The organism is Streptomyces sp. NPDC051315, assembly GCF_044455165.1.
Lineage (GTDB): Bacteria > Actinomycetota > Actinomycetes > Streptomycetales > Streptomycetaceae > Streptomyces.
Genome location: NZ_JBITEN010000021.1, coordinates 145,598 through 164,998, shown reverse-complemented (window position 1 = coordinate 164,998; position 19,401 = coordinate 145,598). Strand labels below are relative to the sequence as shown.

Genomic DNA, 19,401 nt, shown 5'->3' with positions numbered 1-19,401 from the left:
CAGCACGGCGCGGACGACATGGACGGCTCGGTCGTCGAGTACAAGATCACCCACGACGCCGACAACTACGGCACGCCGAACAAGCTGACCCGCGAGGACCTGCTGGACCTGATCCGGGACGCGGGCTTCCGCCCGGTCGAGCGCAACACGCGCTACGAGATCATCCGCGAGTACGACGGCCCGGACCCGGCCCGCAGGGAATCGCCGCAGCCGATGCGGGTGTGACCTCTCGGCCGACGGGAGTGTCCTGACCTCAGGGGCGCGGGGAACCGCGCGCGAAGCCCCACGCCCCGGGGTCGGCCACGGCCTGAGCGCCCCTCGTTCGCCGTCCTCGGGCCGGGGTACTCGTCCCGCATGGCTGTCACGAAGGCCCCCGAGGACGCCTACACCGCCGCGCCCTTCGTCCCTGACGGCGCCGCTCTCCCCGCCCTCCGCCGGGCCGCCGCCGGCTGCCGCGGCTGCCCGCTGCACCGGGACGCCACGCAGACCGTCTTCGGCGCGGGGGACGCGCACGCGCGGATCATGCTCGTCGGCGAGCAGCCCGGCGACCAGGAGGACCGGCAGGGCAAGCCCTTCGTCGGCCCCGCGGGGAAGCTGCTCGACCGGGCGCTCGCCGAGGCCGGCCTCGACCCCGGCGAGGCCTACGTCACGAACGCCGTGAAGCACTTCAAGTTCACGCGGGCCGAGCCGCGCAAGCGCCGGATCCACAAGGCGCCCACGCTGCGCGAGATGACGGCGTGCGGCCCCTGGCTGGCCGCCGAGCTCGCGGTGGTGGAGCCCGAGCTGATCGTGGTGCTGGGGGCCACGGCGGGCAAGGCGCTGCTGGGTTCGTCGTTCCGGGTCACCGAGGTGCGCGGGACGGTCCTGGAGCGGGAGATCCACGGCCGCCCGGAGCGGCTGGTCCCGACCGTGCACCCGTCCTCGGTGCTGCGCGCCGACGACCGCGAGGCCGCGTACCAGGGGCTGGTCACCGACCTGAGGGTGGCGGCCCGCGTCCTGTCGTGAGCTTCACGGCGAGCACACCTGTCGTGAGCACCGGTGAGCACACTGTCGTGAGCATCACGGTGAGCGCAGGAGGCGTAAGGGATACGATCCTTGCGTGTCCCTTACCTTCACTCTCGACCCGGCCGTCACCCCCGCCCTGCGCGACGGCCTCCTCGACCTGTGGACGGACGTCACCAACGCGGGCGGCGCCGTCGGCTTCGTGCCCCCGGTGACGCGGGAGGAGATCCGCCCCGAGGTGGTCAGGTACCTGGCGCAGATGGCCGAGGGGCGCACCCGGCTGCTCGTCGGGCACGACGGGGCCGGGGAGGTCGCCGCGACCGGGTTCCTCACCTTCAACACGCACCGGCTGATGACGCACTGGGTGTGGCTCTACACGGTGATGGTCCACCCCCGCCACCAGGGCAGGGGCTACGGCCGCGACCTGCTGGCCGCCGCCGCGGACGCGGCCCGGACCTTCGACGGCATCGAGGCGATACGCCTCACCTGCCGGGGCGGCCTCGGCCTGGAGCACTTCTACGGCTCCTGCGGGTACAAGGAGGTCGGCCGCGTCCCCGGCGCGATACGCGTGGCGCCGGGGGACGAACGGGACGACATCACCCTGCTGCTGCCCCTGTGCTGACGGCGCCGGGGGGACACACCCCCCTCCAAGATCCGCGGTCCGGCGTGCTTCACTGGACGACGGCCCCTTTTGGAATCGGAAGAGTGGATTGAGATGCTCCGCTACACGTTGATGCGCCTCGGTGTCTTCGCAGGCTGCCTCGTGGCCGTCTGGGGGCTCGTCTACTTCGGTGTGGTCCCGCGCGGCCTCGGCTCCTCCAACGGCATGTGGATCATCCTGCTCGCGCTCGTGATCTCCGCCCCGATCAGCTTCGTCGCCCTGCGCAGGGAGCGCGACCGCGCCTCGGAGACGATCGTGCGCCGGGTGGACCGGATGAAGGCCGGTCTGGAGGCCAACCGCGCGCAGGAGGACGACGCCGTGGACGCCGCCCACGCCCAGGGCCGCGCCCAGGAGCAGGCGTCGTAACGGAGTTCCCCGCGGCCGGCCCCAACTAGGCTGGCCCACATGGGTGCCGTGAAGACCAAGCGGATGCCGCGTGCGGTCCGCGAGCAGCAGATGCTGGACGCAGCCGTGGAGATCTTCGGGCGGCGGGGGTACATGGCCGCGTCGATGGACGAGATCGCCGAACTGGCGGGCGTGTCCAAGCCGTTGGTCTACCTGTACCTGAACTCCAAGGAAGACCTGTTCACCGCCTGCATCCGGCGGGAGGCCAAGGCGCTCGTCGAGGCGGTGCGCGCGGGTGTCGACACCGGCCTGCCCGCCGACCGCCAGCTCTGGGACGGCCTGCTGGCGTTCTTCGCGCACACCGCCGAGCACCCGCACGCCTGGACCGTGCTGCACCTCCAGGCCCGCACCCACGGCGAGCCGTTCGCCGCCGAGGTCGCGGCGATGCGCGCGGAGATCGTCGCGTTCGTCACCCAGCTGATCGCCGTCGCCGCCCGGGAAGCGCACCGCGACCCCGACCTGCCCGAGCGCGAGGTGGCCGGTCTCGCCGAGGCGCTGGTCGGCGCCGCCGAGTCCCTCGCCGCCTGGACCAACACCACCGAGGGCGTCACGGCCCGCCAGGCGGCGGCGACCCTGATGAACTTCGCGTGGGCGGGCCTGGGGAACCTCATGGCAGGCCGTCCCTGGTCACCGCCGGAGGCGTAGTGCCCGGCCCACGATCCGGCGCCGGACGGCCCCCGAGCCCAGGTCGCGAGGTCTCCCGGGCCGAGCCCACCGGCCCACCGGCCCCCGGCCTGAGTTCACCAGCTCACCCCAGCCGGTCCACCCGCCCGCTCACGTGCACCCGCCCCGCGTCCCCCACCCCGCGCAGCTCGAACCGGCTGCCGTCCGCCGCGAAGGCCACCGTGCCCGGCAGCAGCACCGGTGCCCGGAACTCCGTGCTGATCCGCACCGCCGGCGGGGTGCCGTGGGCGGCGAGGCAGCGGGCCGCGGTCCACATGCCGTGGGCGATGGCGCGCGGGAAGCCGAAGAGGCGGGCGGTGAGCGGGTACAGGTGGATGGGGTTGCGGTCGCCGGAGGCGGCACCGTAGCGGCGGCCCACGTCGGCGGCGAGGCGCCACTCGTCGAGGACGGGCAGGGGGCCGGGCACGTGCCGTGCGGGCTGCTCGGCCGAGGGTGTCCCGCTGGTGCGGTGCCGTGCCAGGTACGTGCTGCGCGACTCCCACACCGTCTCGCCCCCGTCCCGCAGCTCGGTGACGACGGACGCCTCGGTGCCGCGCCGGTGCGGGGCCAGCCGGTCGACGTGGACGGCGAGTTCGTAGGTGCCGGTGGCCGGCAGGGGCCGGTGGCGGGTGATGTCGATCGAGGTGTGGACGAGGCCGAGCAGGGGCAGCGGGAAGTCCGGGGCGCTCATCAGCCGCATGGCCAGCGGGAAGCCGAGGACGTGCGGATAGGTGACCGGCAGGGCGTCCTCGCCGGTGGGGAAGCCGCAGACCCGCTCGTAGGCGGCCAGCCGGGTCAGGTCGATGCGCAGGCCGGGCAGGAGGAGGCGGGCGCGCGGGTGGTCGGCGTCCGGGCGCGGGCGCTTGAACGGCGACAGCAGGGCGCCCCGGGCGAGGAGCGGGCCGAGCGCGGGCGGGCTCGTCAGCGTCGGCATCAGGCCCCCAGCAGGCTCTGGCCGCACACCCGCACGACCTGTCCGTTGACCGCCCCGGAGCCCGGGTGCGCGAGCCAGGCCGTCGTCTCGGCGACGTCGACGGGCAGCCCGCCCTGGGCGAGGGAGTTCATACGGCGTCCCGCCTCCCGGATGAACAACGGCACCGCGGCCGTCATCCGCGTCTCGATGAAGCCCGGCGCGACCGCGTTCACCGTCACCCCGTGCTCGGCCAGCGCGCGGGGCGCGAGGGCGCGGACCAGGCCGGCGACGCCCGCCTTGCTCGCCCCGTAGTTCGTCTGGCCCGCGTTCCCCGCGAGCCCGGCGATGGAGGCGGTGGCCACGATCCGCCCGCCCGGCCGCAGGGTGCCCTTGGCGAGCAGCGCGTCGGTGGTCCGCAGCACGCTCGCGAGGTTGACGTCGAGCACCGAGGTCCAGCGCTCGGCGGGCATGTTGACCAGCCGGCGGTCACGGGTGATGCCCGCGTTGTGGACCAGCACGTCGAGCCCGTCGGGGAGTTCGGCGGCGATGCGCTCGCCCGCGTCGGCGGCCGTGATGTCGAGGGGGAGGGCGAGGGCGCCGCCCCCGAGCCGCTCGGCGACCGCGCGGGCGTCCTCCTCGGCCCGCGGTACGTCGAGGACGACGACCCGGGCGCCGTCCCGGGCCAGCGTCCGGGCGACGGCCTCGCCGATGCCCCGGGCGGCGCCGGTGACGAGGGCGGTGCGTCCGGCGAGGGGGCGGTCCCGGTCGTCGGGCTCCCCGGACGTCCCCGCGCTCGGCGCGCCCACGGCGATCACCTGGCCGCTGACGTAGGCCGACTTGGGGGAGAGCAGGAAGCGCAGGGTGGACTCGGCGGCGGCCGCGTCGGTGAGGCGGACCAGGTTCACCGTCCTGCCCCGGCCGATCTCCTTGCCCAGGGAGCGGATGAAGCCCTCCAGGGCCTGCTGGACGGCCGCCTGGTGGTGGTCGTCGGGGTCGAGGGGCGCGCCCAGCACCACGATCCGCCCGCTCACCGCGACCGACCGCACGGCGGGATGCAGCAGGGCGTGCACCTCGGCGAGCGTGTCCACGTCCCGCACCCCGGTGGCGTCCAGGACGACGGCGGCCGGCTCCGGCGTACCGCTCTCCAGCCCCGTACGGGCGAGGACCGGGGTGAGGTCGAGGCCGGACGTCCCGGCCGTCAGGTGCAGCAGGCCGCCCGGCAGGGAGGGCTGCCCCGGTGACCAGCGCCTGAGCGTCGCCGGTTGCGGGAGGCCGAGCCGTCGGGTGAGGAAGCGGCCGGGTGCGGTGGCGGTGAAGCTCAGATAGCGGTCGGCCACGTCCAACTCCTAGTGCCTGGCTGTTCCGGTGGCGGTGTCGGTGTCTTGTTCCGGGAGTGTTCCCGGTTCTTACCCCGGCTTCTTACTGTGGAGTAAGGTTACCGGCGGTAAGCTTATGTCAAAGGTGAGGAGCAGGTCGAGATGAGCCCCGTGAAACGACCGGAGGCCCGTCGGGTCGCGATCGTCGGCGGCAGCCGCGTCCCGTTCGCCCGCTCCGACGGCCCGTACGCCACCGCCTCCAACCAGGAGATGCTCACGGCGGCCGTCGACGGTCTGGCCGCCCGCTACGGACTCGACGTGCCCGGCTCCGTGGGCGAGCTGGTCGCCGGCGCCGTCCTCAAGCACAGCCGTGACTTCAACCTCGCCCGCGAGACCGTCCTCGGCTCGGTCCTGGACGCGCGTACCCCGGCGTACGACATCCAGCAGGCCTGCGGGACCGGGCTGCAGGCCGTCGTCGCCGCCGCCAACAAGATCGCCCTCGGCCAGACCGAGTCGGCCGTCGCGGGCGGCGCCGACACCGCCAGCGACGCGCCCCTGGGGGTCAACGACCGCCTGCGCCGCATCCTCCTCGAAGCCCGCAGGGCCAGGAGCGCGGGCGCCCGCCTGAAGGCCCTCGCGCAGGTGCGCCCCTCCCACCTGATCCCCGACATCCCGCGCAACGCCGAGCCGCGTACCGGCCTGTCCATGGGCGAACACGCGGCGGTCACCGCCCGCGCCTGGGCCGTCGGCCGCACCGCGCAGGACGAACTGGCGGCGGCCAGCCACCGGCGGCTGGCGGCCGCCTACGAGCGCGGCTTCTTCCAGGACCTCGTCGTTCCCTTCCGCGGCCTGACCCGCGACCAGAACCTGCGCCCCGACTCGACGGTGGAGAAACTCGCCCTGCTCAACCCGGTGTTCGGCCTCGACGCCCCCGGCCCGACGATGACGGCGGGCAACTCGACCCCGCTGACGGACGGCGCCGCCGTGGTGCTCCTGGCCTCGGAGGAGTGGGCCGACGCGCGGGGCCTGGAGCCGCTCGCCTACCTGACCGCGTACGAGACGGCGGCCGTGGACTTCGTCCGCGGTGACGTGGCCGGCGGCGAGGACGGGCTGCTGATGGCGCCCGCGTACGCCGTGCCGCGCATGCTGGAGCGGGCCGGTCTCGGTATCGAGGACTTCGACCTGGTCGAGATCCACGAGGCGTTCGCCTCCCAGGTGCTGGCGACGCTGGCGGCCTGGGAGAAGCGGGGTCTGGCGCCGGTCGACCGCGACCGCCTGAACGTGGCGGGCTCGTCCCTGGCGACCGGCCACCCCTTCGCGGCGACGGGCGCCCGGATCGTCGCCACCCTCGCCAAGCTGCTCGCCGAGCGGGAGGGGCCCGCACGCGGCCTGATCTCGGTGTGCGCGGCCGGCGGCCAGGGGGTGACGGCGATCCTGGAGCGGCCGTGACGCCGGCGGACCCGCCGCGCGGACTCGGGGCCGGCCGCCCCCTTCCGCCCCGCCCTGGATCGACGGTGCGTCAGTTCCGTTGGCCCGTCGGCGAGTTGGCCGCACCCGCCGAAGGTGAACTCTTTTCACATAACCCCCGAGATTGCACACGCCCGACCCCGGACCACCCCCGAAACCGCACAGCCTGCACACGCGAACGCCGTACGATCCCCTACCTAACCGGTGGTAACCCCTTTCTTGGGGGCCAACCGGTGAACGCCTCGGCACACGAGGCACGTATCTCATGCAGCAAGCAGTTCTCCGGCTGCACGCACAGGGAGCCGCCCGTGTCCACCCCGTACCCCGCCTCCACCGACTTCTACGACGCTCCCCCCGCCCTGGTGGAACCCGAGACACGGCGACTGGACGGGGCGGTGCGGGAGGCGTCCGTACCGGCCTTCGCGCGGCCGGTGACGTACGGGTCGCTCGCCGACCTGCCCTTCGAGAACGCGGAGGCGTCCCCCCACGCGGTGGTCCTCAGCCGCAAGACGCAGGACGGCCGGTGGACGGACGTGACCGCCGAGCGGTTCGCCGCCCAGGTGCACGCCGTGGCCAAGGGGCTGATAGCCGAGGGCCTGGTGCCGGGCGACCGGATCGCCATCATGGCCCGCACGAGGTACGAGTGGACGCTGCTCGACTTCGCCGCCTGGGCGGCCGGCCTGGTCACCGTCCCCGTCTACCCCACCTCCTCCGTCTTCCAGACCCGCTGGATCCTCCAGGACTCCGGCGCGGTCGCCCTGGTCACCGAGACGGTCGCCCAGGCGGCGGCCGTCGGCCCCGAACGCGACCGGCTGCCCGACCTCCAGCACATGTGGGTGATGGAGAAGGGCCATGTGGAGCGCCTCGCGGAACTGGGCGAGCACACCCCCGACGCCGAGGTCGACATCCGCCGGGGCATGCTGGTCCCCGACACCCTCGCGACCCTCATCTACACCTCCGGCACCACCGGTCGCCCCAAGGGCTGCGCGCTCACCCACGGCAACTTCTTCGCCGAGGTCGACAACGCGATCGAACTCCTCTACCCGGTCTTCAAGTCGGACACCGAGGACCTCTCCGTCCTCCTCTTCCTCCCCATGTCCCACGTCTTCGGCCGGATGGTCGCCGTCGCCTGCGTCCGCGCCCGCGTCCGCCTCGGCCACGCCCCGAGCCTCAGGTCCGAGGACCTCCTGCCGGACCTGGCCGCGTTCAGACCCACTTGCCTCCTGGCGATCCCGTACATGCTGGAGAAGATCTTCAACACGGCCCGCGCGAAGGCGGAGGCGAGCGGCCGGCTCTCCTCCTTCGACCGCGCGGTGAACACGGCCGTCCGCTACGGCGAGGCGGTCGAGGCCCACAAGACCGGCACCGGACCCGGCCCCGGCGCCACCCTCCGCGCCGCCCGCACCTTCTACGACCCGCTGGTCTACCGCCGCCTGCGCAACGCCATGGGCGGCCGCGTCCGCCACGCCATCTGCGGCGGCTCCCCACTGGGCCGCCGCCTGGCCGCGTTCTACCTGGGCGCCGGCATCGAGATCTACGAGGGCTACGGCCTCACGGAGACCACCGGCGCCTCGACGGTCACCCCGCCGCTCAAGCCCCGCCTGGGCACGGTGGGCTGGCCCCTGCCCGGTACGAAGATCCGCATCGCGGCGGACGGCGAGATCCTCATCGCCGGCGACCACGTGCTGCGCGGCTACTGGGACCCGGCGGCCGGCGGCGTCGTCCCCGCCGCCCCGGACGGCTGGCTCGCCACCGGTGACATCGGCGAACTCGACGACGAGGGCTACCTGACCATCACCGGCCGCAAGAAGGAGATGATCATCACGGCGGGCGGCAAGAGCGTCGCCCCCGCCCCGCTGGAGAACTGGCTGCGCTCCCACCCCCTGATCTCCCAGGCCATGGTCGTCGGCGACGGCCGGCCCTACGTCTCCGCCCTCCTCACCCTCGACCCCGACGGTCTCACCCACTGGCGCCAGATGAACGGCAAGCACCCGGTACCGCCGGAGCTGCTGATCGGCGACGAGGAGTTGAACGCGGTCCTCCAGCGGGCGATCGACGAGGCCAACAAGCTGGTCTCCCGCCCCGAGTCGATCCGCCGGTTCGCCGTGCTGCCCCGCGACTTCACGGAGATGGACGGCCACCTCACCCCGTCCATGAAGCTGCGGCGCGACGCGGTCATGCGGGACTTCGCGGAGACGGTGGAAGGGCTGTACGCGCAGCGGTAAAGGGCTCGCGGGCCGGGCCGCGCCCGGGGAGGATGCCGTTTCGTGAACGGCATCCTCAACGGCATCGAGTTCTTCCACTACCCCTCGGCCGACCACCCGTCGTACCCCCTCTGGGGCATCCGGATCGACGGCACCGACCTGCGCACGTCCGTGGCGGACGCGACGCGGGGCCTGTGGCGGGCGGAGCTGGAGGGGGAGTTCGAGGACGACGAGAGGGAGATCGAGGAGCACGTCCGCGACCAGCACGGCGGGCTGGGCGTACGGGACTTCGAGGACCGCCCCGGCCACTTCCTGACCCCCGCCGATGCCACGCCCCTCCTCGGCTGCCCGTGCGGCATCTGGGGCTGCTGGCCCCTCCTGGCCCGCGTCACCGTGACGCCCACGACGGTGACCTGGTCGTCCTTCCGGCAGCCGTACCGGGAGGAGTGGGGGGAACTCGCGATGGGCCCGTACGCGTTCCCCCGGGACCGTTACGAGACGGCGCTGGCGGAGCCGGTGGCGCTGGACGAGGACCCACTGCCGTAGGTGAGGAAATGGGCCCAGGCGGCGGGGGAGAGGCGGAGGTGGGGGCCGGCGGGGTTCTTGGAGTCACGGACGTGGATGGTGGCGGGGCAGGCGGCCACCTCCAGGCATTCGCCGCCTTCGCCGCCGCTGTACGTCGACTTGCGCCAGGTGTAGGCGGTTTCCAGGCATTCGCCGCCGCCGCCGTCGCTGTAGCTGGACTTGAACCAGTTGAGTTCTTGGCTGCTCACAACTCCCCCAGCTTCTTGTCGATCAACGCCCGGGAATCCCTGGGTGGGAGGGCCATCGCCCGGATCATCCCATGGCGGTCGACGATCTTGCGGACCTCTTCCGGATCGGTGATCAGGCGGGGGTACTCCTGGATCTCCGTGTACGCAACCTGTGGGTGCCTCTGAGGAGTGAGCAGGTTGAACGCCCCGCCCATGTTGGGGTGGTCCTCGATGCTGGTCGGCATCACCTGGATCTCCACGTTCCGCAGGTCACTAATGCGCAGCAGCTGCTTCAACTGGGCCTCGCGGACGGCCCGACCGCCGATCGGTCGATCAAGGACCACCTCCTCCAGTACGAAACTGCACATGGGCGGGGGCCACTTGTCGAGAACCTGCTGACGCGACAGTCGGTCAGCGATGCGCTTCTCGATCGTTTCCTCGTCCAGCAGCGGACGCCGACGGGAGAACACCGCCCGCGCGTAATTCTCCGTCTGCAATAACCCCGGCACGCCTTGGTTGGCGTAGAAGTGCAGTTCCCGCGCCTCCGCCTCCAAGGCCGCGTAGCTTCGATACCACTCCGGATGCCGCGTCCGGGTCCGCCCCATCGCCTCCCGCACCTCGGGAATCGCGTCCGCGAGCATCCCGCCCGCGTCCAGCAGCGCGTCCGCCCGCTCCAGCACCTCGGGCCGGATGAGCCGTACTCCCCGCTCCATCGACGAGATGGCATCCGGCCCGTACCCCACCAGCTGGCCGAACTCCTTCTGGGTCAGCCCCTTGCGCTCCCTCAGCCGCTTGAGCATCTTGCCCAGTGCCGTGAACAGCCCCGTCGTCCCGTCGGCCTCCGCCGGTGTCTCCGGCCGCCGCTCCTGTTCGTCCCTCAATGCACCGCACCGCCTTCATGTCCCCGTGGTCACAGCCGACACGCCCGTACGGCCACCTCTGCGCGTCCGTACGGCTACGCAGAGTCGCCGAGTCGCCCCTGGCCAGCGTAGATACAACGGACCAGGCTCGGTCGGGTGAACTCCGAAATCTCCCCCCAGATCTCCACCCCCCTCGGGGAACTGACCCTGCGCCTCAGCTCGACGCCACGGGGCGCCCGCCTCGCCCGGCGGCTGGCGGCGCAGCAGCTCGACGCCTGGGGCTACCCGCACGACAGCGAGGCGAGCGACACCGCGCAGCACGTCGTCGCGGAGCTGGCCGCCAACGCCGTCACGCACGGCCGGGTGCCGGGACGGGACTTCGAGCTGCGGCTGCTGCTGCTCCCGGAGGGCACGCTGCGGATCGAGGTGAGTGACGCGCGGGGGGACCGGAGGCTGCGGATCGTGACGGACGCGGACGCGGAGGGCGGTCGGGGGCTGGTCCTCGTCGCCGTCCTCTCCCGAACCTGGGGCGTCGCCGGGCGGGACGTCGGCAAGACGGTATGGGCGGAACTTCCGCTGGGCCGAGCACCGTTGGTCCGTTGAGACCTACGCTCGTCGAAGTGCCGGACCGGTACGGCGAGGGACGGGGGCCGTGGTGCGACGTGGTGTCAGGGTGTGGTGGATAGTCAGTCTCCTGGCGAGTGCTGCCCTCGCACTGCTCCTGATCGATTCCTTGCAGTCGCCGACCGTGTCCCGCCTTCCGCACAGCGAACAGCACGACTTCGCGGAGAAGTTGGACCGCGCCCGCAAGGAGCTCTTCGAGGGCACCCTCACCTCCACCGACCCGGCGGTCGCCTATGACCTCGAGGCCGGGGAGTCGGACCTGTTCACGGCCTACGTGAAGGGCGGCTGGCAGCGGGCTCCGGCCGCCGGCCGGACCGTCACGGAGGTCCGGGCCGGAGCCCAGATCGGCATGAAGCTGCGCTGCTCGGGATCCGTCACCTGCACCCCGCTCTCGTCGGAACGCCAGAACGTGCTGACGAAGGACGAGGAGCCGGTGGAGTGGACGTGGAAGGTGACCGCCCGGAGGGAGGGCACGGCCGAGTTCGCCCTCACCATGACCGCCTACTACCTCGACACGGCCACCGTGCTGTTCGAGAAGCCCGTCGTCAGCCATGCCGAGGTGTCTCCGAGGCCCGCCGAGAGCCGGGGGCGGTTCTCCTGGGTCGGGGACGCGTTCGCGTGGCTGAAAGGCACGATCGAGGGGATGGGCGCGCTGGCCGGTTCCCTCGCCGCCGTCGTGGGCCTGGTCGTCGCGGTGCGGGCCTTGCGTGGCCGTCGTTCCGGAGAGGTCGACGGGGCGGCGGCCGGCGAGGACATGGCCGCCGTGACCGGTCCGGACGACGGCCGGGGCCGTCCTGCCGGCCGGTCCCGGCCGACGAGCGGCACGTGACCCTCAGCCGACCGTCGTGGCACCTCCCCGCCGCCACTCCGTCACCATGTCCGCGAACGCCCGCGCCGGCGGGCTGAGCGCGTCCCAGCGGCGCACGGCCCAGCCGACCGGGAGGGGGCGCAGGGCGGGCACGCGGATCAGGCGCAGGACGCCGTCGCCGGGGACGGACAGACCCGGGAGTGCCGGGACGATCGCCCGGCCCACGCCCAGTTCGGCGAGGAGCAGGGCCGTGTCCCAGTCGGCGACGCCGGTGTCGTAGGTGAAGCGGACGCCCAACTCGGCGCAGCACGCCTCCAGGTGCGCGGCGGAGGCGGAGTTCGGCGGGAGGCGGATCACACGGACGTCCCGCAGGTCGGTGACGTCCACGCGGGTGTGGCCGGCGAGCGGGTCGTCGGCGGGGACGGCCAGCATCCAGGGCAGGTCGACCACCCGCCGCTGCTCGATGCCGCGCACCGGCGGGCCGAGGGTGATCCAGGCGAGGTCGAGCGTGCCGTCGGCGAGCGCGTCGAAACTGCCCCGCCCCGAACTCACCGTCCGGAACTCCAGATGGACCCCGGGGTGGCGCCGCCGGTACGCGACGAGGGCGTCCGACATGAAGTGCCGAACGGTCGTCGCCCCGGTGGCGACCCGGACGAACCCGCTCGCGCCGTCGGCCAGGTCGCGCAACCGCCGTACCGCCAGGTCGAGTCCGGAGATGCCCTCGGTGGCCGCCGCCTCCAGGATCCGGCCGGCCTGGGTCGGCACGACCCCCCTCGGCTGGCGTTCCAGCAGGCCGACGCCCGTCTCCCGTTCCAGCCGCTTCACGTGCTGGCTCACCGCCGACTGCGTACACCCCAGGTCGCGGGCCACGGCGCTGAGGCTCCCGGCCCGGCACACGGCGACGAACACCCGCAGGTCCTCAAGAGTCACAAGACCCAAGCCTAGCCTTGGGGTTGGGCAGAAAATCTTAGGATTGACTGGGCTGTGAGCCCGTACGACGATCTCCTCAGGGCCCTGGGCGGCAACCCGCTCCCGCTCCCGTGGACGATCCGGACGTCCGGGACGGGAGCGGGTGCCGACCCCGCACGACGACACGTCCGCATCCGACGAAGGGCACCGCCATGCCTGAAGACGAGGCGCTGCTGAGAGCCGAGGCGCTGCTGCGGGACCTGGGCGCGGGCGCCCTGGCCCACCCGGGCGGCACCCTCCTCGCCCACCTGCGCCGCGTACGCTCCCGGCTCGCCGGCTGGGAGGCCCGCCCCGCCCTGCGGATCGCCGGCCTCTGCCACGCCTTCTACGGCACCGACGGCTTCCCCGAGCCCCTGCTCCCCCTGGCCCGCCGTGCCGAACTGGCGCACGTCATCGGCCGGGAGGCCGAGGAGATCGTGTACTTCTACGCGAGCTGTGACCGCCGGGCCACCTACCCGACCCTCGCCGGGCCCGCCCCCTGCTTCCACGACCGTTTCTCGGGCGTCCGATGGAGCCCGGCCCCGCACATGCTCCGCGACTTCGCCGACCTCACCGCCGCCAACGAACTCGACCTCGCCGAGCACGACCCCGCGTTCCGCGAGCGGTGCGGCCCGGACCTCCTCGCCCTCTTCACCCGTCTCCGGCCGCTGCTGAGCCGGGCCGCCTGGGACGAATGCCGACGGGTCCTCACCGCCGCGTAGACGCCGACCTCGCGACGAGGCAGGCCTGCGGGACGCCCTCGCCGAGATCCGGTTCCGGTTCGCGTACCGTCCGGACCCGGACGTCGAAACCGGCCGCCGCCAGCAGCTCCGCCATCCGCTCCGGCCTGCGCCGCAGGAAGTCCAGCGCCACCGGGTGGCCCCACGGCCGGTCGTGGCGCCGGGGCTCGTCGCCGACCTGGAAGGCGAGCAGCAGGTGCCCGCCCGGGACCAGGACGCGGTGGAACTCGGCGAAGAGGGCGGGCAGTTCGTCCACCGGCAGGTGGATGGAGGAGTACCAGGAGACCACCCCGTCCAGGGAGCCGTCCGCGGACCCCTCCAGCTCCAGCATCGAGCCGTGCTCGAACCGGATCCCCGGGTTCTCCCGGCGCGCGATCGCCAGCATCGACTCCGAGAGGTCGAGCCCGGACACCGACAGGCCGAGCGAGGCGAGGAAACCCGTCACCAGGCCCGGCCCGCAGCCCAGGTCGGCCACCTTCCCGCCCGCGCCGACGAGTTCGGCGTACGCGGTGAGCAGGGCCCGGTCCAACGGCCTCGCGGTGAGCGCGTCGTGGAAGCGCTCGGCGTAGTCGTCGGCGATGGCGTCGTAGAAGGCGCGGGTGGCGGTGAGGTGGTCGGCGTGGGTCATGGCCGGAGCCTACTCAGGACGTCCCGGGGTCTCCTCGCCCTCTTCGCGGCGCGCGCGGGCGGCGAGGCCCGCGCCGATCGCCGTGCCCAGTCCCAGACCCACGGCGAGACCGGTGGCGAGGTTGTCGAAGACGGTCATCCCGAGCGCGGTGCCCAGGGCCGTACCGGTCGAGAGGCCGAGCGCGAGCCAGTTCACCGGAGTGTTCGGTGCGGGCGCGGGGCTGTCCTGTTCAGCGTTGTCCACATGATCAGCTTTTCACGCCACGCCCGCCGCCCGCAGCCCCGCCGTGACCAGCGCCGCGCCCAGCACCACCACCGGGAACGGCGCCCGCCGCCACGCCAGGACGCCGCCCACCAGCACCCCGGCCGGGCGGGCCCACCCGGCGAAGCCGCCGCCCTCGGTCAGCGCGCCCGTCGCCAGCAGCGCGACCAGCAGGACCACCGCACCCGCCGACAGCAGCTCCTGGACCCGGGCGGGCAGCTCGACCCGCCCGTGCAGCGCGGGCCCGACCAGCCGGAAGGCGTACGTGCCCACCGCCAGCACCAGGATCACGGCGACCGACGCACTCATACGGCGGCCCTCGCGCGGCCGTACAGAAACAGCCCGGCGAGCGCCAGCAGCACCGGCACCCCGGCGGGGACGACGGGCGTCGCCGCCAGGGCGAGGAGCGCGCCGACGGCCGCCGAGCGTCGCAGCGACCGGTCCTCGCGCAGCGCGGGGAGGACCAGGGCCACCAGGACCGCGGGGAAGGCGGCGTCCAGGCCGTAGGCGGCGGTGTCACCGAGGGCGGTGCCGGCGAGCGCGCCGGCCAGGACGCCCGCGTTCCACACGGCGAACAGGCCGAGCCCGGAGATCCAGAAGGCGGCGCGGCGGCGCGCCGGGTCCGGCTGGGCCAGGGCGAAGGCGACCGTCTCGTCGGTCACCAGGTGCGCCCCGAGGAGACGGGCCGCGCGGCCGGGGCCGAGGAGCTCGGCGACGGCGAGGCTGAAGGCGGCCGTGCGGGTGTTGAGGAGCAGACCGGTGGCCGCCGCGGCGAACGGGCCGCCCCCGGCCAGCAGCACGCCGACCGCGCTGAACTGTGCCGAGCCCGCGTACACCACCAGCGACATCACCACCGGCACCCAGACCGGCAGCCCGCCCGCGACGGAGATCGCGCCGAAGGAGACGCCGACCACCCCACTGGCGAGCCAGACGAGTGAACTGTCCCGGACGAGCGCCGTCCGGACCGCGTGGGCCGAGGCCGGGGATGTTCGTTGAGGCGAACGCATGTTTTCTACAATGAACAAGCCGGACTGTGTTCGTCAAGGCGAACGAGCGTACCGATGGAGCGAACGGCATGTCTGATACCCCCTCCCGTCTCCCCCTCGACTGGATCGCCGCCTCCCTGCGGCGCGAGCGCACCCGGGCCGGGCTGTCCCTGTCCGAGCTGGCCAAACGGGCCGGCATCGCCAAGTCCACGCTGTCGCAGCTGGAGGCGGCGAGCGGCAATCCGAGCGTGGAGACGCTCTGGGCGCTGGGTGTGGCGCTGGGCGTGCCGTTCAGCGCGCTGGTGGAGCCGCCCGTGCCCGCGGTCCAGGTGATCCGCGCGGGGCAGGGGCCGGCGGTCGCCTCGGAGCAGGCGCCGTACGTGGCGACCCTGCTGTCGGCCAGCCCGCCGGGCGCCCGGCGCGACATCTACCACCTGCGGGCCGAACCGGGGGCCGCCCGGGTGTCGGAGCCGCACATCCCGGGCACGGTCGAGCACCTGATCGTGAGCACGGGGAGGGTGAAGGCGGGACCGGCCGGGGAGACGGTCGAGCTGGAGCCCGGCGACTACATGACGTACCGGGGTGATGTGCCGCACTCGTACGAGGCGCTGGTGCCGGGAACGACCTTCGTGCTCGTCATGCAGCACCTGTGAGACACGCGAGGGACCGGAAGGGTTCGCCGGGAATTCATCGCCGAATGGCGGAAAGGGGCTCCGGTGGCCGAAAGGCGGCGGGCGGCGGAAAGGGATCGGGCCGCGGGAGGGGCTGGGGCGCGGAAAGGCCGGGCCCGCCCGCCGGAAAGGCAGGAGCCCCGGCCGTACGGCGCGGGGCTCCTTGGGTACTGCTCTCAGACTGCGATCACACGAGGTGCGACGATCACACGGGGGTGACGTTCTCCGCCTGCGGGCCCTTCGGGCCCTGGGTCACGTCGAAGGAGACCTGCTGGTTCTCCTCGAGGGAACGGAAACCCGAGGCGTTGATCGCGGAGTAGTGGACGAAGACGTCGGGGCCGCCGCCCTCCTGGGCGATGAAGCCAAAGCCCTTTTCGGCGTTGAACCACTTCACGGTTCCGGTAGCCATAAGCCCTCCTTGGGCCCAAAGGGTTGCCCTGCTCCAGAACCTGCAAGTGTGAAAACAGTGCTGCACAACTGCATACTTCTGAAAACGACGAGAGCCCGCGGTCACATGCTCCGCAGGCTCTGTACTGCAAGGGAAACCAAACTGCAACTTGCGGCGAGCCTAGCACGCGGGCAGCCGAATGCAATAGAGGTCAAGATCACGTCACCCGAATGTTTGAACATCCGGGGAAGCGGTTGACCCGGGGGGTGGACCCCGCGGCGTGCTCGCCGGGGTCTAGTCTCGCGATGTGGACATTTCTCGCACCCGGCCGCGCGTCGGCCACATCCAGTTCCTGAACTGCCTGCCCCTGTACTGGGGGCTCGCGAGAACCGGCACGCTCCTCGACTTCGAGCTGACCAAGGACACCCCGGAGAAGCTCAGCGAGCAGCTGGTGCGGGGAGACCTCGACATCGGGCCCGTCACCCTCGTGGAGTTCCTGAGGAACGCGGACGACCTGGTCGCCTTCCCGGACATCGCCGTCGGCTGCGACGGCCCGGTCATGTCCTGCGTGATCGTCTCCCAGGTCCCGCTGGAGCGGCTCGACGGCGCCCGGGTCGCCCTCGGCTCCACCTCGCGCACCTCCGTGCGCCTGGCCCAGTTGCTGCTCTCCGACCGCTTCGGCGTCCAGCCCGACTACTACACCTGCCCGCCCGACCTGAGCCTGATGATGCAGGAGGCGGAGGCGGGCGTCCTCATCGGCGACGCCGCACTGCGGGCCAACCTGCTGGACGGGCCGAAGTACGGCCTGGAGGTGCACGACCTCGGGGCGCTCTGGAAGGAGTGGACCGGACTGCCGTTCGTCTTCGCGGTCTGGGCCGCGCGCCGCGACTACGCCGAACGCGAGCCGTTCATCACGCGCAAGGTCCACGAGGCCTTCCTCGACTCCCGCAACCTCTCCCTGGAGGAGGTCGCCAAGGTCGCCGAGCAGGCGGCCCGTTGGGAGGCCTTCGACGAGCGCGTCCTGGAGGAGTACTTCACCACGCTCGACTTCCGCTTCGGAGCACCGCAACTGGAGGCGGTCACCGAGTTCGCGCGGCGGGTCGGGCCGACGACGGGCTTCCCGGCGGACGTGAAGGTGCGGCTGCTCCAGCCGTAGCGCCGTAGTCTGCCAGCGGGACGTACGGGGGAGGGATGGACGTCATGCAGCAGCTCGGAGCGGACGAACCCACCGGCGTGGGACCCTACCGGCTGCTCGGCCGGCTCGGGTCCGGCGGGATGGGCCGCGTCTACCTGGGGCGCAGTGCCGGCGGCCGCACGGTCGCCGTGAAGATCGTGCACCCCCACCTCGCGCTCGACGAGGAGTTCCGCGCCCGCTTCCGGCGCGAGGTAGAGGCCGCCCGGCGGGTGGGCGGCGCCTGGACCGCGCCGGTGCTGGACGCCGACCCGGAGGCGAGCGTGCCCTGGGTCGCCACGGCGTACGCGGCCGGCCCCTCACTGGCGTCGGCCGTCGCGGGCGGGGGCGGGTCCCCGGGCGGGGGCGCGCTCCCGGCGCACACCGTCCGGGTGCTGGGGGCGGGGCTGGCGGAAGCGCTCGCGAACGTCCACGGACTGGGACTCGTCCACCGGGACGTCAAGCCGTCCAACATCCTGCTGACCCTCGACGGGCCCCTCCTCATCGACTTCGGCATCGCACGGGCCACGGACGGTACGGCGTCGCTGACGTCCACCGGGGTGTCCGTCGGCTCGCCCGGCTACATGGCCCCCGAGCAGATCCTCGGCAAGGGCGCCACCGGAGCGGCCGACGTCTTCTCCCTGGGCGCGGTGCTGGCGTACGCGGCGACGGGGGAAGCCCCGTTCCCCGGGGACTCCTCGGCCGCCCTCCTCTACAAGGTCGTCCACGAGGAGCCGGTCCTCGGGGCGCTGGACGGCGAGCTGCGCGAGGTGGTCGAGGCCTGCCTGGCGAAGGAACCGGCGGCACGCCCGACTCCCGCAGAGGTCGCCCGGCGGCTCGCCCCCCAGGGGGCGGCGCGGCTGGTGGCGGGCGGATGGCTGCCGGGGCCCCTGGTGGAACGGGTGAGCCGCGGCGCCGTGGAACTGCTGAACCTGGAGGCGACGGGAGCCGACCCGCTCTCCGGGCCGGTGGGCTTCAGCAGCCCGTCGGTGACGGCGGGCGGGCCCGGGGCACCCCGGGTCCCGGTGCGGACCGGGGACTCCGGGACGCCTCGCGTGCCGGTGACGTCCGGGGAGCCCGGGGAGCCGCGAGCGCGGCCGGCGTCCGGGGAGCCCGGGTTTGGCACTCCGCAGGCGCCGGTGACGGCGGGGGCGGGCGGGTGGCCGCCCCCGCCCCCGACGGTGGGGGAGTTCGGGCCGCCGCCCGTGATGCCGGCGCCGGCGGACGCGATTCCCGCGCCTCGGGAGGGCGGGGAGAACAGGGAGCGGCCCGGGAAGGTCTCCGTGACGGTGGCGGCCGCCGCGACGCCCGGGGAGGGCGGCCGCGGACGGCGGCTGAGCTGCACCGTCGCGCTGGCGGTCGCGGGAGCCATGGCCGCGGTGACGGTGGGGTCGGTGTTCGTGTCCGACCTGCTGCCGAAGCAGCCCGCCGACGGCGACAACGACTCCGCCGGCGGCGCCTACTCCCCGGCCCCCACCGCCGCCCCGACCGCGGGCGACGGCGGCACGGCCACCGCACTGCCCTCCCGTTACGTCGGCACCTGGGAGGGCGAGGGCAGCGGCCTCGACGGCAGACTGCCCATGGGCACGTTCCGGGTGACGGTCCGCCAGGCGAAGGTGGGCGAGGAACTGGGGCAGCTGCGCCAGACGGACCTGCTCGGCGCGGTCTGCCTCGACGTGCTCACCCTGAAGCAGGTGCAGCCGGACGAGGTCGTCGCCACGTCGGTCGGCGCGAGGACCAACCACAGCGGCTGCAACCCGGCCCCCCACACGATCCGCCTCACCCCGACCGGAGACGACCTCACCTACACCTCGGACAGCACGGCGGAGGGCAAGCCGGTGGCACGGTTGTCCCGGGTGAAGTAGCCGGAGGGGTGGCCGGCTCGTCAGGGGACGGTGAGGGCTTCCCTCCCGGGCGGGCTGGGTGACGTGAC

The 19,401-nt window shown here is 73.2% G+C and carries 23 protein-coding genes and 1 pseudogene; 14 read left to right on the top strand and 10 right to left on the bottom strand.

All coding sequences use genetic code 11. The annotated features are described in order from the left end of the window. The 5 genes and pseudogenes from ACIBBD_RS32540 to ACIBBD_RS32520 form a co-directional block, all read left to right on the top strand. A pseudogene (locus tag ACIBBD_RS32540) lies at positions 1-225 on the top strand (aminofutalosine synthase MqnE); the annotation flags it as partial. 129 nt (positions 226-354) lie between these two features. Further along, entirely contained in the window at positions 355-1,005 is a 651-nt protein-coding gene (locus ACIBBD_RS32535) for a UdgX family uracil-DNA binding protein (RefSeq protein ID WP_399423153.1), read from the top strand. Between the two features lie 94 nt (positions 1,006-1,099). Further along, positions 1,100-1,624 (top strand): GNAT family N-acetyltransferase, encoded by a 525-nt coding sequence (locus ACIBBD_RS32530; RefSeq protein ID WP_399423152.1) that lies wholly within the window; start codon positions 1,100-1,102, stop codon positions 1,622-1,624. A gap of 93 nt (positions 1,625-1,717) precedes the next feature. Next, positions 1,718-2,029, top strand: coding sequence for a DUF4229 domain-containing protein (locus ACIBBD_RS32525; RefSeq protein WP_399423151.1), 312 nt, complete (start codon positions 1,718-1,720; stop codon positions 2,027-2,029). A gap of 39 nt (positions 2,030-2,068) precedes the next feature. Next, positions 2,069-2,713: a TetR/AcrR family transcriptional regulator gene (locus ACIBBD_RS32520; RefSeq protein ID WP_399423150.1), complete on the top strand. Its 645-nt coding sequence runs from the start codon at positions 2,069-2,071 to the stop codon at positions 2,711-2,713. Between the two features lie 103 nt (positions 2,714-2,816). On the opposite strand, the gene ACIBBD_RS32515 is transcribed toward ACIBBD_RS32520, so the two are convergent. Further along, positions 2,817-3,665 carry a MaoC family dehydratase gene (locus ACIBBD_RS32515; RefSeq protein ID WP_399423149.1) on the bottom strand — a complete coding sequence of 283 codons (849 nt, stop codon included), beginning with the start codon at positions 3,663-3,665 and terminating at the stop codon, positions 2,817-2,819. Continuing rightward, entirely contained in the window at positions 3,665-4,981 is a 1,317-nt protein-coding gene (locus ACIBBD_RS32510) for a 3-oxoacyl-ACP reductase (protein ID WP_399423148.1), read from the bottom strand. The genes ACIBBD_RS32515 and ACIBBD_RS32510 overlap by 1 nt, the downstream gene beginning before the upstream one ends. Positions 4,982-5,122: 141 nt before the next feature. Here ACIBBD_RS32510 and ACIBBD_RS32505 point away from each other — a divergent pair, with 141 nt between their 5' ends. The 3 genes from ACIBBD_RS32505 to ACIBBD_RS32495 all read left to right on the top strand — a co-directional run bounded on the left by ACIBBD_RS32505 (position 5,123) and on the right by ACIBBD_RS32495 (position 9,177). Further along, the gene (locus tag ACIBBD_RS32505; protein ID WP_399423147.1) at positions 5,123-6,409 is read left to right on the top strand and encodes an acetyl-CoA C-acetyltransferase; all 1,287 of its coding nucleotides are present in this window, start codon (positions 5,123-5,125) and stop codon (positions 6,407-6,409) included. Positions 6,410-6,735: 326 nt separating this feature from the next. After that, positions 6,736-8,652: an AMP-dependent synthetase/ligase gene (locus ACIBBD_RS32500; protein ID WP_399423146.1), complete on the top strand. Its 1,917-nt coding sequence runs from the start codon at positions 6,736-6,738 to the stop codon at positions 8,650-8,652. A 42-nt stretch (positions 8,653-8,694) separates the two neighbouring features. Continuing rightward, on the top strand, positions 8,695-9,177 hold the full coding sequence (locus ACIBBD_RS32495; RefSeq protein WP_399423145.1) for a hypothetical protein: 483 nt from the start codon (positions 8,695-8,697) through the stop codon (positions 9,175-9,177). Here ACIBBD_RS32495 and ACIBBD_RS32490 read toward each other — a convergent pair. Both ACIBBD_RS32490 and ACIBBD_RS32485 read right to left on the bottom strand, forming a co-directional pair. Further along, on the bottom strand, positions 9,123-9,404 hold the full coding sequence (locus ACIBBD_RS32490) for a DUF397 domain-containing protein (RefSeq protein ID WP_399423144.1): 282 nt from the start codon (positions 9,402-9,404) through the stop codon (positions 9,123-9,125). The genes ACIBBD_RS32495 and ACIBBD_RS32490 overlap by 55 nt on opposite strands. After that, positions 9,401-10,264 (bottom strand): helix-turn-helix domain-containing protein, encoded by an 864-nt coding sequence (locus ACIBBD_RS32485; protein WP_399423143.1) that lies wholly within the window; start codon positions 10,262-10,264, stop codon positions 9,401-9,403. Before ACIBBD_RS32485 ends, ACIBBD_RS32490 begins: the two co-directional genes overlap by 4 nt. 135 nt (positions 10,265-10,399) lie before the next feature. Between ACIBBD_RS32485 and ACIBBD_RS32480 the strand changes: the two genes are divergently transcribed. Beyond that, a complete protein-coding gene (locus ACIBBD_RS32480; protein WP_399423142.1) occupies positions 10,400-10,846 on the top strand; it encodes an ATP-binding protein in 447 nt (148 codons plus the stop codon). Between the two features lie 145 nt (positions 10,847-10,991). Then, entirely contained in the window at positions 10,992-11,696 is a 705-nt protein-coding gene (locus ACIBBD_RS32475) for a hypothetical protein (RefSeq protein ID WP_399423141.1), read from the top strand. Between the two features lie 3 nt (positions 11,697-11,699). On the opposite strand, the gene ACIBBD_RS32470 is transcribed toward ACIBBD_RS32475, so the two are convergent. Next, positions 11,700-12,605, bottom strand: coding sequence for a LysR family transcriptional regulator (locus ACIBBD_RS32470; RefSeq protein ID WP_399423140.1), 906 nt, complete (start codon positions 12,603-12,605; stop codon positions 11,700-11,702). A 191-nt stretch (positions 12,606-12,796) separates the two neighbouring features. Here ACIBBD_RS32470 and ACIBBD_RS32465 point away from each other — a divergent pair, with 191 nt between their 5' ends. After that, a complete protein-coding gene (locus ACIBBD_RS32465) occupies positions 12,797-13,345 on the top strand; it encodes a DUF6817 domain-containing protein (RefSeq protein ID WP_399423139.1) in 549 nt (182 codons plus the stop codon). On the opposite strand, the gene ACIBBD_RS32460 is transcribed toward ACIBBD_RS32465, so the two are convergent. Genes ACIBBD_RS32460 through ACIBBD_RS32445 form a run of 4 tightly spaced genes read right to left on the bottom strand, consistent with a single transcriptional unit; the run spans position 13,332 to position 15,259 of the window. Beyond that, entirely contained in the window at positions 13,332-13,991 is a 660-nt protein-coding gene (locus ACIBBD_RS32460; protein ID WP_399423138.1) for a class I SAM-dependent DNA methyltransferase, read from the bottom strand. The two genes, ACIBBD_RS32465 and ACIBBD_RS32460, sit on opposite strands and share 14 nt — an antisense overlap. 9 nt (positions 13,992-14,000) lie before the next feature. Further along, positions 14,001-14,234 (bottom strand): hypothetical protein, encoded by a 234-nt coding sequence (locus ACIBBD_RS32455; RefSeq protein ID WP_399423137.1) that lies wholly within the window; start codon positions 14,232-14,234, stop codon positions 14,001-14,003. A gap of 12 nt (positions 14,235-14,246) precedes the next feature. After that, the gene (locus ACIBBD_RS32450) at positions 14,247-14,561 is read right to left on the bottom strand and encodes an AzlD domain-containing protein (protein WP_399423136.1); all 315 of its coding nucleotides are present in this window, start codon (positions 14,559-14,561) and stop codon (positions 14,247-14,249) included. Then, positions 14,558-15,259, bottom strand: coding sequence for an AzlC family ABC transporter permease (locus ACIBBD_RS32445; protein ID WP_399423135.1), 702 nt, complete (start codon positions 15,257-15,259; stop codon positions 14,558-14,560). The genes ACIBBD_RS32450 and ACIBBD_RS32445 overlap by 4 nt, the downstream gene beginning before the upstream one ends. A gap of 68 nt (positions 15,260-15,327) precedes the next feature. Between ACIBBD_RS32445 and ACIBBD_RS32440 the strand changes: the two genes are divergently transcribed. After that, positions 15,328-15,891 carry a helix-turn-helix domain-containing protein gene (locus tag ACIBBD_RS32440; RefSeq protein WP_399423134.1) on the top strand — a complete coding sequence of 188 codons (564 nt, stop codon included), beginning with the start codon at positions 15,328-15,330 and terminating at the stop codon, positions 15,889-15,891. A gap of 223 nt (positions 15,892-16,114) precedes the next feature. On the opposite strand, the gene ACIBBD_RS32435 is transcribed toward ACIBBD_RS32440, so the two are convergent. Then, positions 16,115-16,318 carry a cold-shock protein gene (locus ACIBBD_RS32435; protein ID WP_003992177.1) on the bottom strand — a complete coding sequence of 68 codons (204 nt, stop codon included), beginning with the start codon at positions 16,316-16,318 and terminating at the stop codon, positions 16,115-16,117. A 286-nt stretch (positions 16,319-16,604) separates the two neighbouring features. Here ACIBBD_RS32435 and ACIBBD_RS32430 point away from each other — a divergent pair, with 286 nt between their 5' ends. Further along, positions 16,605-17,453, top strand: coding sequence for a menaquinone biosynthetic enzyme MqnA/MqnD family protein (locus ACIBBD_RS32430; protein WP_399423133.1), 849 nt, complete (start codon positions 16,605-16,607; stop codon positions 17,451-17,453). A gap of 44 nt (positions 17,454-17,497) precedes the next feature. Beyond that, positions 17,498-19,333: a serine/threonine-protein kinase gene (locus ACIBBD_RS32425; RefSeq protein WP_399423132.1), complete on the top strand. Its 1,836-nt coding sequence runs from the start codon at positions 17,498-17,500 to the stop codon at positions 19,331-19,333. Positions 19,334-19,401 lie beyond the last annotated feature (68 nt).